13 protein-coding genes are annotated in these 14,774 nt (G+C 64.4%); 10 read left to right on the top strand and 3 right to left on the bottom strand.

The window, feature by feature from the left end:
* Positions 1-130: 130 nt before the first annotated feature.
* The 3 genes from AC2TZ7_RS02355 to AC2TZ7_RS02345 are packed head-to-tail and all read right to left on the bottom strand — an operon-like array spanning position 131 to position 2,507.
* Complete coding sequence (locus tag AC2TZ7_RS02355; RefSeq protein ID WP_489865761.1) at positions 131-1,495, bottom strand: sensor histidine kinase; 1,365 nt, start codon at positions 1,493-1,495, stop codon at positions 131-133.
* A complete protein-coding gene (locus AC2TZ7_RS02350) occupies positions 1,495-2,160 on the bottom strand; it encodes a response regulator transcription factor (RefSeq protein WP_078602488.1) in 666 nt (221 codons plus the stop codon). The genes AC2TZ7_RS02355 and AC2TZ7_RS02350 overlap by 1 nt, the downstream gene beginning before the upstream one ends.
* Positions 2,160-2,507, bottom strand: a complete 348-nt coding sequence (locus tag AC2TZ7_RS02345) for a PepSY domain-containing protein (protein ID WP_489865760.1) — start codon at positions 2,505-2,507, stop codon at positions 2,160-2,162. Before AC2TZ7_RS02345 ends, AC2TZ7_RS02350 begins: the two co-directional genes overlap by 1 nt.
* A 125-nt stretch (positions 2,508-2,632) precedes the next feature.
* Here AC2TZ7_RS02345 and AC2TZ7_RS02340 point away from each other — a divergent pair, with 125 nt between their 5' ends.
* The 10 genes from AC2TZ7_RS02340 (at position 2,633) to AC2TZ7_RS02295 (ending at position 14,773) form a co-directional block, all read left to right on the top strand.
* A complete protein-coding gene (locus AC2TZ7_RS02340; RefSeq protein WP_098412289.1) occupies positions 2,633-2,971 on the top strand; it encodes a hypothetical protein in 339 nt (112 codons plus the stop codon).
* A 536-nt stretch (positions 2,972-3,507) separates the two neighbouring features.
* A complete protein-coding gene (locus tag AC2TZ7_RS02335) occupies positions 3,508-5,079 on the top strand; it encodes an acyl CoA:acetate/3-ketoacid CoA transferase (RefSeq protein WP_489865759.1) in 1,572 nt (523 codons plus the stop codon).
* Positions 5,076-5,843: an enoyl-CoA hydratase/isomerase family protein gene (locus tag AC2TZ7_RS02330; protein WP_489865758.1), complete on the top strand. Its 768-nt coding sequence runs from the start codon at positions 5,076-5,078 to the stop codon at positions 5,841-5,843. The genes AC2TZ7_RS02335 and AC2TZ7_RS02330 overlap by 4 nt, the downstream gene beginning before the upstream one ends.
* Before the next feature lie 2 nt (positions 5,844-5,845).
* Positions 5,846-7,372: an aldehyde dehydrogenase family protein gene (locus AC2TZ7_RS02325; RefSeq protein ID WP_078522161.1), complete on the top strand. Its 1,527-nt coding sequence runs from the start codon at positions 5,846-5,848 to the stop codon at positions 7,370-7,372.
* A gap of 55 nt (positions 7,373-7,427) precedes the next feature.
* Positions 7,428-8,678 (top strand): ABC transporter substrate-binding protein, encoded by a 1,251-nt coding sequence (locus tag AC2TZ7_RS02320; protein WP_489865757.1) that lies wholly within the window; start codon positions 7,428-7,430, stop codon positions 8,676-8,678.
* Positions 8,679-8,752: 74 nt separating this feature from the next.
* Complete coding sequence (locus tag AC2TZ7_RS02315) at positions 8,753-9,646, top strand: carbohydrate ABC transporter permease (RefSeq protein ID WP_489865756.1); 894 nt, start codon at positions 8,753-8,755, stop codon at positions 9,644-9,646.
* The gene (locus AC2TZ7_RS02310) at positions 9,646-10,530 is read left to right on the top strand and encodes a carbohydrate ABC transporter permease (protein WP_078541537.1); all 885 of its coding nucleotides are present in this window, start codon (positions 9,646-9,648) and stop codon (positions 10,528-10,530) included. Before AC2TZ7_RS02315 ends, AC2TZ7_RS02310 begins: the two co-directional genes overlap by 1 nt.
* A 5-nt stretch (positions 10,531-10,535) precedes the next feature.
* Positions 10,536-11,648, top strand: a complete 1,113-nt coding sequence (locus AC2TZ7_RS02305) for an ABC transporter ATP-binding protein (protein ID WP_489865755.1) — start codon at positions 10,536-10,538, stop codon at positions 11,646-11,648.
* Positions 11,645-13,144: an FAD-dependent oxidoreductase gene (locus AC2TZ7_RS02300; RefSeq protein WP_489865754.1), complete on the top strand. Its 1,500-nt coding sequence runs from the start codon at positions 11,645-11,647 to the stop codon at positions 13,142-13,144. Before AC2TZ7_RS02305 ends, AC2TZ7_RS02300 begins: the two co-directional genes overlap by 4 nt.
* 42 nt (positions 13,145-13,186) lie before the next feature.
* On the top strand, positions 13,187-14,773 hold the full coding sequence (locus tag AC2TZ7_RS02295) for a GMC family oxidoreductase (RefSeq protein WP_489865753.1): 1,587 nt from the start codon (positions 13,187-13,189) through the stop codon (positions 14,771-14,773).
* The last annotated feature ends 1 nt before the right edge of the window (position 14,774 follow it).

Here is a 14,774-nt window from a genome sequence, read left to right as displayed (position 1 = left end):
GCCTCCGACTTTCCGTCCGTTCGGGATTGCTGGAGGAATGCGTGGGGGCCGATTCACGTTCCGAATTCTGAATGTGTGTGCCGCCGGACTAGGCATAAAAGATCCGTGAGGATCGCCTTGCCTTGGGTGGTCAGGTGCGGCGCGCGCGAACTGTGACCGCGCCGGCATCGGGCAGGATCAGGGTCACACGCAGCCCGGTCTCCGCATTCGCGATGCTCAGCTTGCCGCCGACGGCCTGCGCGATCTCGGCGCTGATCGACAGGCCCAAACCATGGCCGCTTTCATCGGCGCGCGCGCCGCGTTTCCGAAGATGCTCGATGCGGTCTGTTGAGATGCCGGGGCCGTCGTCTTGCACCTCGATTGCGATCGCCGCGTCGCGGCGGCTGGCGCGGATCGTGACCTGCGACGTGGCGTGGCGGCTGGCGTTCTCGATCAGCGCGCCGAGGGCTTCGGCCAGATCACTGGCGTCGAGCGGCACCTGCAGATCCTCGGGCACGGCGATGTCCCACTCCACCGCGCTGCCCGTGGGGGTGCGCCGGATCACCGAGACGATCTGCTGCACGACAGGGGCCACCGTGGCCTTGTCTTTCACAATGCGCCCCGCGAGGCGCGACCGGGTCAGCTCGCGATCGACATGGCGGCGCATCGCTTCGGCGATCTCCTCGATGGCGGCGGCGGGCTCGGTCTGGCCGGTCTGGCGCAGCCGGTCGGCCTCGCCCATCAGTGCCTGCAGCGGGGTCTTGAACCCATGCGCGAGATCGGCGGCGCGGTGGCGCGCGCGGTCCAGCTCGGCCTCGCGGGCGTCGATCAGCGCATCGACCTCATTGGCGAGCGGCTGCACCTCTTTCGGGAAATCGCTGCCGAGCCGCCGCTGTTCGCCCGAGCGCACGGCGAGCACGCGGCGCCCGACCTCCGACAGGGGGCGCAGGCCGAAGAAGAGCTGAACCCATCCGGCCACGATCAGGGCGGCGGCGAGGATCGCGTTATAGGGCAGGAGTTCTTTCAGAAAATCGCTGCGCGCCTGATCCAGATCGGTCGTCGTCAGCGCGACCGCCGCGCGCACTTGGCCCCCGCCCAGAGACGGCGGCAGGGTCACGCTGCGCTCCAGCGTCAGAAGCGTGCCGCCGGTCTGATCGGGCAGGCGATGCACATGGACATGCCCGTCGGGCAGCGCATCGGGCGGCAGCGGCAGCACGTAATCCCAAAGCGAGCGCGACCGCAGCAGCGTGTCGCCGAGGTCGATCTGCCAGTAAAGGCCGCTCAGAGGTTGATCGAAGCGCGGATCGGCGGGCGGCGTCTGCAGCGCCAGCCTGCCGCCGGCGTCGCGCCCGAGCGCCGCTACGACCTGATCGAGCTGCACCGACAGTTCGGCCTCGGCCCGGCGCTGAACATGGGCGGCAAACAGCGCCGTCAGCGCGGCGGAGGCAATCGCCAGCGCCAGCACCACCGCGAGCGCGCCGCCAAGCGCGAGCCGGAGGCGCAGCGACAACCGCATCACGCGCCGCCGCCTTCGAGGAAATAGCCAAAGCCGCGGCGCGTGCCGATCACGCCGGGGCCCAGCTTGCGGCGCAGTCGCGCGACGAGCGCCTCCAGCGCGTTGGCCTCGCGCGAGTCGTCATCACCATAGAGATGTTCGAGCAGTTCGGTCGGCGGCACGACCCGGTCGCGATGCAGCATCAGGTAGGAGAGCAGCCGGAATTCCAGCGCCGTCGCCGCAATCGGCACGCCGCGGATCGACACGCTCATCCGGTTCGCGTCGAGCGTCAACTCGCCCACGCTCTGGTTCGCCGAGGCCCGCCCCGCCGAGCGCCGGATCAGGGCACGCGCACGGGCGACCAGCTCTTCCATGCGGAACGGTTTGGGCAGGTAGTCATCCGCGCCCGCGTCGATGCCTTCGACCCGCTCGGTCCAGGCGCCGCGCGCGGTCAGCACCAGTACCGGCATCTCGCGATCATTGGCGCGCCATTTCTTGAGGATGCTCAGCCCGTCCATCTTCGGCAGGCCCAGATCGAGAATGACGAGGTCGTAATCTTCGGTATCGCCCAGAAACCACGCATCGAGCCCGTCCGCGCAGGTCTCGACGAGAAACCCCGCCGCCTCGAGCGCAGCCTTGAGATCTGCCGCGATCCTCTGGTCGTCCTCGACCGCCAATACGCGCATTACTTGTCCTCGTCGCGCTCGCTGTCTTCGGGACCACCAATCGGCAAACCGGTCGCCGCGTCAACCTCAAGCTCGATGATCCGGCCTTCCGGAGTGATCAGCTTGAGCTCGTAGACATAGTGACCGTCATCCGATTCCAGCTCCAGCTTGATGACGCGGCCTCTGAAACGCTTCTGCAGGCCGCCGAGAATTTTCGACAGCGGCAGGATCTCTTCGCGCTCGACCGCGCTGCGCGCCCGGTCGTGATCCGAGCCGCTTCGGCCCGGACTGCCACTACCCGCACGCTCGGCGAGGGCGGGCGTGGCCAGGGCCAGCGAGAGAATTATGAGGGACGTGAGCGTTTTCATGCGGCTTTTCTAGCGCAAACAAGCTGACAGAACGCTGACAAAGCCAGTCAGCACGGCGTCAGAGTGATTCTGCCAATGTCGTCTCATCCGGGCAACTCGCCCCTATCCGATCACAGGAGTTAACGATGAAACGCACTCTTCTCTTCACCGCTGCCCTCGGTGCCGCTGTCGGCGCTTTCTCCCTTGGTGCCGCACAGGCGCAGGGCCCCGCTGGCAATGGGAATGGCGGCGGCGGGCAGTCGGGCGGTCAGGTCATCCTGCCGCAGAAGAATGCCACGCAGACCAAGTCTCAGAACCGCGAGACCTACGAGTACCGGAACGAATATCGCAACCAGTACCGCTACGGCGAGTCCGAGGGCGAGTCCGGCATGCCGTCGAACTACCGTGAGGAAGTTCGCTACATGAATCAGGCACGCGAGCAGTGGAAGAAGATGGGCGAGGTCATCGGTTCCGAGCTGGACTGATGAGCGAAGGAGCGGCCCGTCGGGTCTGAGGCCCTTTGGCACGTTCCGGATACTGCGGGCTGGCGGCGAGATTCGCCGCCGCCCACCTGACACTCGACCTGAGTGCCCTACATTTGGGAGGCGTCCCCCTCGCGACCCCCTCTCATTCCGAACACCTCGCGAGAGCCATGGTCACCGGCCGCAAAGACGCCTGACCTGAGCCGCGGGGTATCGAGCGAGCTTTGTTGTGCCGTCCCCACACCCCTCACAAAGCTCGCTCGATCTCCCTTTTGAAGACGAGCCGGACCGGTCGATGCGCGAGTCATTCGGGCCTTCGACGCGGCGCGTGACCAATTTTCTTTCAGCCCTCAAAGCCTGCTCTCATTTGCCATTTCGGCGCTGAGACATCGCTTGTCTCTCCCCTCTCCGGAAAAATGTTTGACAGTAATTTGGAACGTTCCTATTAATATTTGGAACGTTCCTAAAGGCTGAGTCCTTTGGGTGTGCCGATCGCGGTTTTGTCCCGCGTTGGCAATTTGGATGGGGAGAAGCGAACAATGGGCACGATCGTCAGTGCATCGGAAGCAGTGGGAAAAATCGCGGATGGCGCTATCATCACGGTGTCCTCGTCTTCGGCATTGGGCTGCCCCGATTCCGTGCTCAAGGCGATCGGCGAGCGCTTCGATCAGGAGCAACATCCGCAGAACCTGACCATGATCCATCCGATCGCCGCGGGGGACATGTATGGTGTGAAGGGCATCGACCACATCGCCAAGGATGGTCTGCTCGACACGGTTCTGGCCGGGTCCTATCCGTCGGGGCCTTCCAGCCTGCCGATGCCGGAAATCTGGAAGATGGTCGTCGAGGATCGGGTGACCGCCTATAACGTGCCCTCCGGCATCCTGTTCGACATGCATCGCGAAGCGGCTGCGCGGCGTCCGGGGGTGATGACCAAGGTCGGTCTGAAGACCTTCGTTGATCCCGAGCGCGAGGGCTGTGCGATGAACGATCGCGCAGCAGGCGCCCCCATCGTGCGCCGCGTGGAATTCGATGGCGACACCTGGCTCCATTTCCCGAATATCTACCCCGATGTCTGCATCCTGCGCGCAACCACCGCCGATGAGCGCGGCAATCTGACCTATGAGCACGAGGGCGCCTATCTCGGCGGGCTCGAGCAGGCGATTGCAGTGCGCAACAATGGCGGGCTGGTGATCGCGCAGGTGGAGCGCGTCACCGCGGCGGGCTCCCTGCGTCCGCATGACGTCCGGGTGCCAGGCCATCTCGTGGATTATGTGGTCGTGGATGAGGATCAGAAACAGACCTGCGAGACGCCCTACGATCCGGCGATCTCGGGTCAGGTGATGCGTCCGTGGTCGAGCTTCGAACTGGCCGAGCACGGCATCGAGAAGGTGATCGCGCGGCGCGCGGCGATGGAGCTGCGCGGCGGCATGACCGCCAATCTCGGTTTCGGGATTTCGGCGATGGTGCCGCGTATCCTGCTCGAGGAAGGCCATCCCGACGCGGTCACCTGGGCGATCGAACAAGGCGCGGTGGGCGGTATGCCCCTGACCGGCTTCGCTTTCGGCTGCGCGTCGAACGCCGATGGCTACGTGCCCTCGCCGCAGCAATTCATCTATTTCCAGGGTGCCGGGTTCGACATGTCCTTCCTGTCCTTCCTCGAAGTCGATGTGGAGGGGAACGTGAACGTCTCCAAGCTCGGCAAGAAACCCTACCTGACCGCTGGCTGCGGCGGCTTCGTCGACATCACCGCCCATGCGCGCAAGATCGTCTTCTCGGGCTGGTTCGAGGCCGGGGCGCAGATGGAGATGGACGCGACCGGCATCCGCGTCCGTGCGCCCGGCAAGTTCACCAAGATGGTGGACCGGGTCGAGCATGTGACCTTCTCCGGCGCGCGTGCGCGCGAGCAGGGGCAGGAAGTGCTCTATATCACCGAGCGCTGCGTGATGCGGCTCGATGACAAGGGGCTTATCGCGACCGAAATCATGCCGGGGATCGATCCCGAGCGCGATATCGTCGGCGCCTCCGAGGGGCGGGTGCGTGTGGCGGAGAACGCCGTCACCATGTCCACGAAGCTTCTCGCCGATGCCCCGATGGGGTGGACGCCATGAGCGATATTCACCTGATCGTCGACGGCGCGGTGGCGGAACTGCGCCTCGACAACCCGGCGAAGATGAACGCTCTGACGGTCGAGATGCTGAGTGCGCTCGAGGCGCATCTCGATCGGATCGAACGCGATGTCGAGATTCGCTGCGTGCTGGTGAGCGCCGAAGGCGACCGGGCCTTCTGCACCGGGGCGGATATCAACGGTTGGGGCGATCTGAGCCCGGCCCAGTTCGCGCGGCATTGGGTCCGCGACGGACACCGGATCTTCGACCGGCTGGCGCGCCTCTCGAAGCCGACGATTGCGGCGCTGAACGGGCACGCCTTCGGGGGCGGTCTCGAACTTGCCGCAGCCTGCGACCTTCGGGTCATGGCACCCGGCGCCAGCCTTGCCCTCCCGGAAGCTGGCGTCGGGATCGTTCCCGGTTGGTCGGGCACGCAGCGGCTGATGCGTCTGCTGCCCGAACCGATGGTGAAGGAGATGGCGCTTTTCGGTCACCGGGTCAAAGCCGAGCGGGCTTTGGCGGTCGGCTTCGTGGCCGCCGTCTCCGACGATCCGCGCGCGGCAGCGCAGACCCTGATCGACCGTGCGCTCGGGCTGTCGCCCCGCGCCGTCGAAATCACGAAATCGATGATCCATGTCGCGGCGGGTGAAGATCGCGGTGCCATGGCTGAGGCGCTCGGAAGTGCCGCCATTTCGGCCAGCGAAGATCGCGCCGAAGGGGTCACGGCTTTCCGCGAGAAACGCAAACCTAATTTTTCGGGACTTTGAACATGACCGAGCTGAACCTGATCTCTGCCGTTGATGCGGCGATCCCCGCAGAGCCCTTCATCTGTCGTCACCTGATCGCAGGCGAGTGGCGCGACAGTGCCTCTGGCGAAACCTACGACCGGATGTCCCCGGCGCATGGCTGCCTCGTGAGCCGCGCGGCGCTGGGCGCCGAAGCCGATGCGGAAGCCGCGATCGTCGCGGCGCGCGAGGCGTTCGACAGTGGCGTCTGGAGCCGGATCTCGGGCAAGGAGCGCGCCACGATCCTGCTGCGCGTCGCCGATCTGATCGAGGGCAATGTCGAGCGCATGGCGCTGCTGGAAACGCTCGAAAGCGGCAAGCCGATCTCGCAGTCACGCGCCGAAGTGTCGGGCGCGGCCGATCTGTGGCGCTACGCGGCTTCGCTGGCGCGCACCATGCATGGGGACAGCCACAACACGCTGGGGCCGGACATGCTCGGCGTCGTCGTGAAAGACCCGATCGGCGTCGTCTCGATGATCACGCCGTGGAACTTCCCGTTCTGGATCCTGAGCCAGAAGCTGCCCTTCGCGCTTGCCGCTGGTTGCACCACGGTCATCAAGCCGTCCGAGCTGACGCCGTCGACCACGGTGATGCTCGGGGAGCTGCTGTTCGAGGCCGGGATGCCCGCGGGCGTCGTGAATATCGTTCTGGGCTACGGGCCTGCCGTGGGCGGCTTGATGTCGACGCATGAGGCCGTGGACATGGTGACCTTCACCGGCTCGACCGCGGTCGGCAAGGCGATCTCGGCGGCTGCGTCGAGCACGTTGAAGAAGGTCGCACTGGAGCTTGGCGGGAAGAACCCGCAAGTCGTGTTCCCCGATGCCGATATCGAGAGCGCAGCCGATGCGATCACCTTCGGCGTCTATTTCAACACCGGGCAATGCTGCAACTCGAGCAGCCGGATCATCGTCCATGAAGATATCGTGGATGAGGTGGTCGAGCGCGTGGTGGAACTGTCGAAGCGCGTGGCTTTCGGCGACCCGCTCGATCCGCGCACGCAGGTCGGGGCGATCATTTCCGTCCAGCATCAGGGCAAGATCGACGACTATGTTCGCGCGGCAGTCACCGAAGGCGCCGAGATCGCGCTGGGTGGCGGGCCGATGACCGTGCCGGGTCTCGAGGGCCAATTCTATCAACCCACCGTCGTGCGCGGCGTCTCGCCCGAGATGGCGATCGCCCGCGAGGAGGTCTTCGGACCGGTCCTCTCGGTTTTGACCTTCAGAACGATGGACGAAGCGGTAGCGCTAACGAATGATGCCAGCTACGGTCTGTCCGCGGGCGTTTGGAGCGAGAACGTCCACACCTGCCTCGAGTTCTCGACGCGGGCGCAGGCGGGCACTGTCTGGACGAATACCTGGATGGACGGTTTCCCGGAATTGAGCTTCGGCGGGGTCAAGCAATCCGGTCAAGGGAGAGAGATCGGACGCTACGGCCTCGAAGAGTTCTTCGAGATCAAGACGCTCGTGATGCGCATCGGTCGCACGCGTGAGCCTTGGGTGAGACCCGAATGACCTGACCGGTCGCACGGGAGGAGAAGTGTAACGACAACGCAGAGGGAGGAAAATCATGCGTAGTTACATCGGACGGACACTGAAAATGGCGAGCGTTCTGGCGCTCGTCGCAGGTTCGGCACAGGCGGAGGATGTGGAGGTCCTTCACTGGTGGACTTCGGGCGGCGAAGCGGCCGCGCTCAACGTCCTCAAGGACGATCTGCAGAAAGAAGGCATCGGCTGGAAGGACATGCCCGTCGCAGGTGGCGGTGGCCAGAGCGCGATGACCGTGCTGCGTGCGCGTGTCACCTCGGGTGATCCGCCGACCGCGGTTCAGATGCTCGGCTTCGACATCTCGGACTGGGCGCAGCAAGGCGCGCTGGCCGATCTCGACAAGGTCGCGGCCGATGGCAACTGGGATGCCGTGGTGCCTGCGGCGCTGCAGAAGTTCTCGAAATATGACGGCCACTGGGTCGCGGTTCCGGTGAACGTGCACTCGACCAACTGGGTCTGGTCGAACAAGAAGATGCTCGCCGATCTCGGCATCGAAGAGCCGAAGACCTGGGACGAGTTCATCGCCGCGATGCAGAAGGTGAAGGATTCCGGGAAGATCGCACTCGCCGCGGGCGGTCAGCCCTGGCAGGAAGCCACGATGTTCGATGGCGTCGTGCTGTCGGTCGGTGGCCCCGAGTTCTACAAGAAGGCCTTCGTCGATCTCGATCCCGAAGCGCTCGGCGGTCCGCAGATGGTCGAATCCTTCAAGCGCATGGAGCAGCTTCACAGCTTCGTCGACCCGAACTTCTCGGGCCGCGACTGGAATCTCGCGACCGCGATGGTCATCAATGGCGAAGCCGCCTTCCAGATGATGGGCGACTGGGCCAAGGGTGAATTCCTGCGTGCCGGCAAAGAGGCCGAGGTCGATTTCGGCTGCTTCCGCACCCCGGGAACCGCAGGCGATGTGACCTTCAACTCCGACCAGTTCGCGATGTTCAAGGTGGGCGAGGATGCGCAGGCCGCGCAGGACGCGATGGCGAAAGCCGTGATGTCGCCGTCGTTCCAGATCGCCTTCAACACGGTGAAAGGCTCTGTTCCCTCACGCACGGACGTGTCGGATGAAGAGTTCGACGCCTGCGGCAAGAAGGCGATGGCTCAGCTGAAATCGGCGAGCGAGAACGGCACGCTTCTGGGTTCGATGGCGCATGGCCATGCTGACCCGGCTTCGGTGAAGAACGCGATCTATGACGTGGTGACGGCGAATTTCAACGGCGACTATGACGCCGAGACCGCCGCCAAGGAACTCGTCAAGGCCGTGTCGCTGGCCCAGTAAAAGGCTCTCGGGCCGGTCGACCTGACCGGCCCGCATCCCCACCCATCCGTCTCATTTCCCCAAAGGAGAGAGCAATGGCCCGTCCGGTCCAGTCAGACTTGCGTACCCGGCTTCAGGAATGGATTCCCAAGATCGTCCTCGCGCCCTCTGTCGCGTCCATGTTGATCTTCGTCTACGGCTTCATCGTGTTCACCGGGTACCTGTCGTTCACAAACAGCCGGATCCTGCCGAGCTTCGACCTTGTCGGCTGGCACAATTACTGGCGGCTTTTCCAATTGCCGACCTGGACGATCGCGGTCCAGAACCTTGCGATCTTCGCCTCGCTCTACATCACGATCTGTATCGCGATCGGCCTCACTCTCGCGATCTTTCTGGATCAGAAAATCCGCGGCGAGGGGATGTTGCGCCCGATCTTCCTCTATCCGATGGCGCTTTCGTTCATTGTGACGGGTACGGCGTGGAAATGGCTCCTCGATCCCGGGATCGGCATCGAACATACCCTGCATCTCTGGGGATGGGAGAGCTTCCATTTCGGCTGGATCAAGAGCTCGTCCATGGCGATCTACACGGTGGTGATCGCCGCGGTCTGGCAAAGCTCGGGCTTCGTGATGGCGATGTTCCTCGCCGGGCTGCGCGGCATCGACAACGAGATCCTGAAAGCGGCGCAGATGGATGGCGCCTCGAACTGGAACCTCTATCGCCGCATCATCATTCCGCAGCTTCGGCCCGCGTTCCTGTCGGCCTTCGTCATCCTCGCGCACCTCGCGGTCAAATCCTACGACCTCGTCATCGCGCTGACCGGTGGCGGCCCGGGCCGGGCAACCGAACTGCCCGCGACCTTCATGTATTCCTACACTTTCACCCGCAACGAGATGGGCGTGGGCGCAGCGTCGGCGGTTATCATGCTGATGACCATCGCCGCGATCATGATCCCCTATCTCTACGCTGAACTGAAGGAGCCGAAGTAATGTCCGGCGCCGTCGATACCGGGGTCGCGATCCGCACAAATCGCGTGACCCGCACCTTCATCTATCTTTTCCTGCTGCTGTTCGCGCTGTTCTACCTGTTGCCGCTCGCGGTGATGCTGATCAACTCGGTCAAACCTCTGAGCGAGATCACCGGCGGCAACATGATGGCGCTACCCGATGTCTGGACCTTCGAGCCCTGGCGCGAAGCCTGGTCCTCGGCCCAGATCGGCGTTCAGCCGACCGGCCTGCGCCCCTACTTCATCAACTCGATCCTGATCGTGGTTCCGGCGGTGGCGATCTCGACCATCATGGGCGCGCTCAACGGGTACGTGCTGACCAAGTGGCGGTTCCGCGGTGACACGATCCTCTTCGGGATGCTGCTGTTTTCGTGCTTCATTCCGTTCCAGATCGTGCTGATCCCGATGGCGCGGGTGCTGGGCATGATCGGGCTCGCAGGCTCGGTGCCGGGGCTGATCCTCGTCCACGTCGTCTACGGGCTCGGCTTCACGACGCTTTATTTCCGCAACTACTACTCGGCCTTTCCGACCGAGCTGGTGCGCGCGGCGCAGATCGACGGGGCGGGGTTCTTCCGGATCTTCTACCGCATCCTGCTGCCGCTGTCGGGGCCGATCATCGTGGTCACGATCATCTGGCAGTTCACCAATATCTGGAACGACTTCCTGTTCGGGTCGTCCTTCGCCGGGCAGGCCAGCCAGCCGATGACCGTCGCCTTGAACAACCTCGTTCAAAGCTCGACCGGCGTGAAGGCCTACAACGTTCACTTCGCGGGTGCGATCCTTGCGGCGCTGCCCACTCTCATCGTCTACATCGTCTCGGGGCGCTTCTTCGTGCGCGGCCTGATGGCGGGCTCAGTCAAGGGGTAATGCCAATGGGTCTCCTCGATATTTCAAACGTCACCAAGTCCTACGGCGCGGTCGAAGTGCTGCACAGCGTCGACATCTCGGTCGATGAAGGTGAATTCCTCGTGCTGGTCGGCCCGTCCGGCTGCGGCAAGTCCACGCTTCTGAGCATGATCGCGGGGCTGGAAGGGATCACCTCCGGCGAGATTTCGATCAAGGGGCGCACCATGAACGGTGTGCACCCGTCGAAGCGCAACATCGCGATGGTGTTCCAGTCCTACGCGCTCTACCCGAACATGACGGTGGGCCAGAACATCACTTTTGGCCTCGAGATGCATGGCACACCCAAGCCCGAACGCGAGGACGCGATGAACCGGGTGGCGGAGATGCTGCAGATCGACAATCTGCTCGACCGCAAACCGGGGCAGCTTTCGGGCGGTCAGCGTCAGCGCGTCGCGATGGGCCGTGCGCTCGTGCGCGACCCGGATGTGTTCCTGTTCGACGAGCCGCTGTCGAACCTCGACGCGAAGCTGCGCGTCGACATGCGCACCGAGATCAAGAAGCTGCACCAGAGCCTTGGCACCACGATCGTCTACGTCACCCACGACCAGATCGAGGCGATGACGCTCTCGACCCGGATCGCGGTGATGAACAAGGGCTATGTGCAGCAGCTCGGCACGCCGAAGGAAATCTACGACACGCCCTCGAATGTCTTCGTGGCGACCTTCATGGGCAGCCCTGCGATGAACGTGGTGCCTGCGCGGATCGTGGTGAAGGACGGTGCGCCCCATGCCGCCGTGACGGGCCATGACGGGGTGGAGCAACTGCTCAGCTTCCCGCAGCCCAATCTCGCCGCGTGGGACGGGCGCGAAATCCTTCTCGGGATCCGGCCGGAGACGATCACCGATCCGGAGGGGGCCGATCGCAACGCCGACCATATTGCCTCGCTGCGCAACCATATCGGCGTCACCGAGCCTGCCGGGTCCGATACGTTCGTGACGATGACGCTGGGCGGGCGCGACGCCATCGCCCGGATGCGGGCCGATGTGACCGTGCGGGCGGGCGAGGTCTTCGATTTCGCCGTCAACATGGACAAGGCGGTGGCCTTCGATCCCAAGACGGAGGAGCGCATCCAGCCATGAGCGATGCCGACGTCATCATCATCGGCTCGGGCATGGGCGGTGCCACCACGGCGGCGGCACTGGCCCGGACGGGGCGGTGCGTGCTGGTGCTCGAGCGTGGCGAACGCCTGCCCGACACGCCGGACGCGCGCGACCCGGACGCGATCTTCGCGCGCGGTCATTACCGGCCCGAGGAAACCTGGCTCGATGGCGATGACGTGCCGTTCAACCCCGGCAATTACTACAATGTCGGCGGCAATTCGAAATTCTACGGCGCCGTTCTGATGCGCTACCGCAAGGCGGATTTCTCGCCTGTCGCGCATCAAGGCGGGACCACGCCGGGTTGGCCGATCGCCTATGACGAGATCGAGCCGTTCTACCAGAAGGCCGAGGCGCTCTATCAGGTGCGCGGTCAGCTTGGAGAGGACCCGACGGAGCCGCGCCATTCCGGCCTCTACGCCCATGCGCCGGTCCCGGACGAACCCGATATCGTGGCGCTTCGGCGGCGGCTGAAATCGGTCGGGCTGCACCCGTCCTCCCTACCGCTCGGGGTCGATATCGAGCGTTGGCTCGCGCATGGGCAAACGCCTTGGGATGCGTTCCCCGATACTTGCGGCGGCAAGATGGATGCCGAAAGCGTCGGTCTGGCGACGGCGCTGAAATCCCCGAATGTGGAGCTGATGACGGGCGCGCGGGCGCAGCGTCTGATCGTCGATGACGAGAACCGCATCAGCGGGGTCGAGATCGAGAAAGACGGGCAGGTCCGGACGCTCACGGCGTCGGTCGTCGTGCTCTCCGCCGGGGCGGTGCAAAGCTCGGCCCTTTTGCTCGCGTCTGCGAATGAGCGTCATCCGACCGGGCTGGCGAACGGCTCCGATCAGGTCGGACGCAATTTCATGAACCACAATTGCTCGGCCGTTCTGGCGCTGCATCCGCTGCGCCGGAACCGGGCGATCTATCAGAAGACGCTGGCGATCAACGATTTCTACCTGTCGGGCGGGGCGAACGGTGCGCCGCTTGGCAATATCCAGCTGCTCGGCAAAATCTCCGGTCCGATCCTCGCCTCGGCCTCGCCGCTGCCGCGACCGGTGGCGAGCTGGATCGCCAACCGCTCGGTCGACCTTTATGCGATGTCCGAAGACCTGCCCAATCCCGAGAGCCGCGTGACGCTGAAGGAGGGCAAGATCCGGCTCGACTGGAAGCGCTCCAACTGGGAGGCCCATCTCGAACTCGTCGCCATGCTGCGCAGAAAACTGCGCGCTGCGGGCTACCCGATCGTGCTCGCGCGGCCGTTCGACCGGCAGACCCCGTCGCATCAGTGCGGGACGGCGCGGATGGGTAACGATCCGGCGTCGAGCGTCGTCGATACGTTCTGCCGCAGCCATAACCACCCGAACCTGTTCATCGCCGATGCGTCCGTCCTTCCGACCTCGGCTGCCGTGAACCCCGCCCTTACCGTCGCGGCGCTCGCCCTGCGCGCGGCCGAGCATATCGAACAGACAGAGCTTGCCGCCTGAGCCACCCGGGCTGCGGCGAGAGACTTGGCCAAGGAGGCCAGCATGAAGACGACTTACGATTTCATCATTATCGGCGGCGGTTCGGCAGGCTCGGTGCTGGCCGGGCGTCTCTCCGAGGACCCGTCGGCTGACGTGCTGTTGCTCGAGGCGGGCGGCAGCGATCGCCATCCGTTCTATCATCTGCCCGCGGGCTTCGCGAAGATGACCAAGGGCATCGGCAGCTGGGGCTGGGAAACGGTTCCGCAGCGGCACATGCAGAACAAGGTCTTTCGCTACACTCAGGCCAAGGTGATCGGCGGCGGCTCCGCGATCAACGCGCAGGTCTATACCCGTGGCAATGCGCGCGATTACGACGAATGGCGTCAGATGGGATGCACCGGCTGGGGCTATGAGGACGTGCTGCCCTATTTCCGCAAGGCCGAGGATAATGCGAGCCTCGAGAACCGGTATCACGGCAAGGGCGGCCCGCTCGGCGTGAGCGATCCGCGCGCGCCCCTGCCGGTCTGCGAGGCCTATTTCGAAGCGGCCGCCGAGCTTGGTATTCCGCGCAATTACGACGTGAACGGCGAGAAGCAGGACGGGGTCGCCTATTACCAGCTGACCCAGCGCAATGTGCGCCGCTCCTCGGCTGCGATGGCCTATGTCGCGCCCAATCGTCACCGCGAGAACCTCACGGTGAAGCTGGGTGCGCAGGTGCGCCGGATCGTGGTCGAGAATGGCCGCGCGACCGGGGTCGAGCTTGTCGATGGCACGCGGCTGCGGGCGGAGAGTGAAGTGCTGCTCTGTTCGGGGGCGATCGGCTCGCCGCGGCTCTTGCAGCTGTCGGGGATCGGACCGGCGGACGAGCTGGCCTCGCTCGGGATCGATGTCGTTTTCGACCAGCCGGAGGTGGGGTCCAATCTGCAGGATCACCTCGACCTTTATTGCATCAGCGAACTGTCGGGCCCCTATAGCTACGACCGTTATGCGAAACCGCATTGGGCGGCGCTGGCGGGGCTGCAATATCTGTTCGGACGCAAGGGGCCGGTGGCGTCGTCTTTGTTCGAAACCGGTGGCTTCTGGTATGCCGATCCCGAGGCGCGGTCCCCGGATCTGCAGTTCCATCTCGGGCTCGGGACCGGCATCGAACACGGCGTCGTCTCGATGCCGCAGGGCGGTATCACGCTCAATTCCTGTTACCTGCGCCCGCGCTCGCGCGGCAGCGTCCGCCTGCAAAGCGACGATCCGGCGAAGGCGCCGCTGATCGATCCGAACTATCTGCAGGATCCGCTCGATCGCGAAATGTCGATCCGGGGGCTGAAGCTGACGCAGGAAATCCTGTCGCAATCGCCCTTGCGCAAATATATCCTCGCCGAGCGCCTTCCGGGGCCTGATGTCCGAACCGATGAGGATTACTTCGATTTCATCTGCACCCATTCGAAAACGTCGCATCACTGCGCGGGGACATGTCGCATGGGTGCCGATCCGGGAGCTGTCGTAGACCCGACATTGCGGTTCAACGGGATCGAGGGGCTGCGCGTCGTCGATAACTCGATTATGCCGCGCGTGATCTCGTCCAACACCAACGCCGCGGCGATCATGATCGGCGAGAAAGCCGCCGATATGATCCGCGCGTCACATGGAGGCTGAC

The organism is Thioclava sp. ISO4, from assembly GCF_058105145.1.
This window is presented reverse-complemented; position numbering and strand designations above follow the sequence as displayed.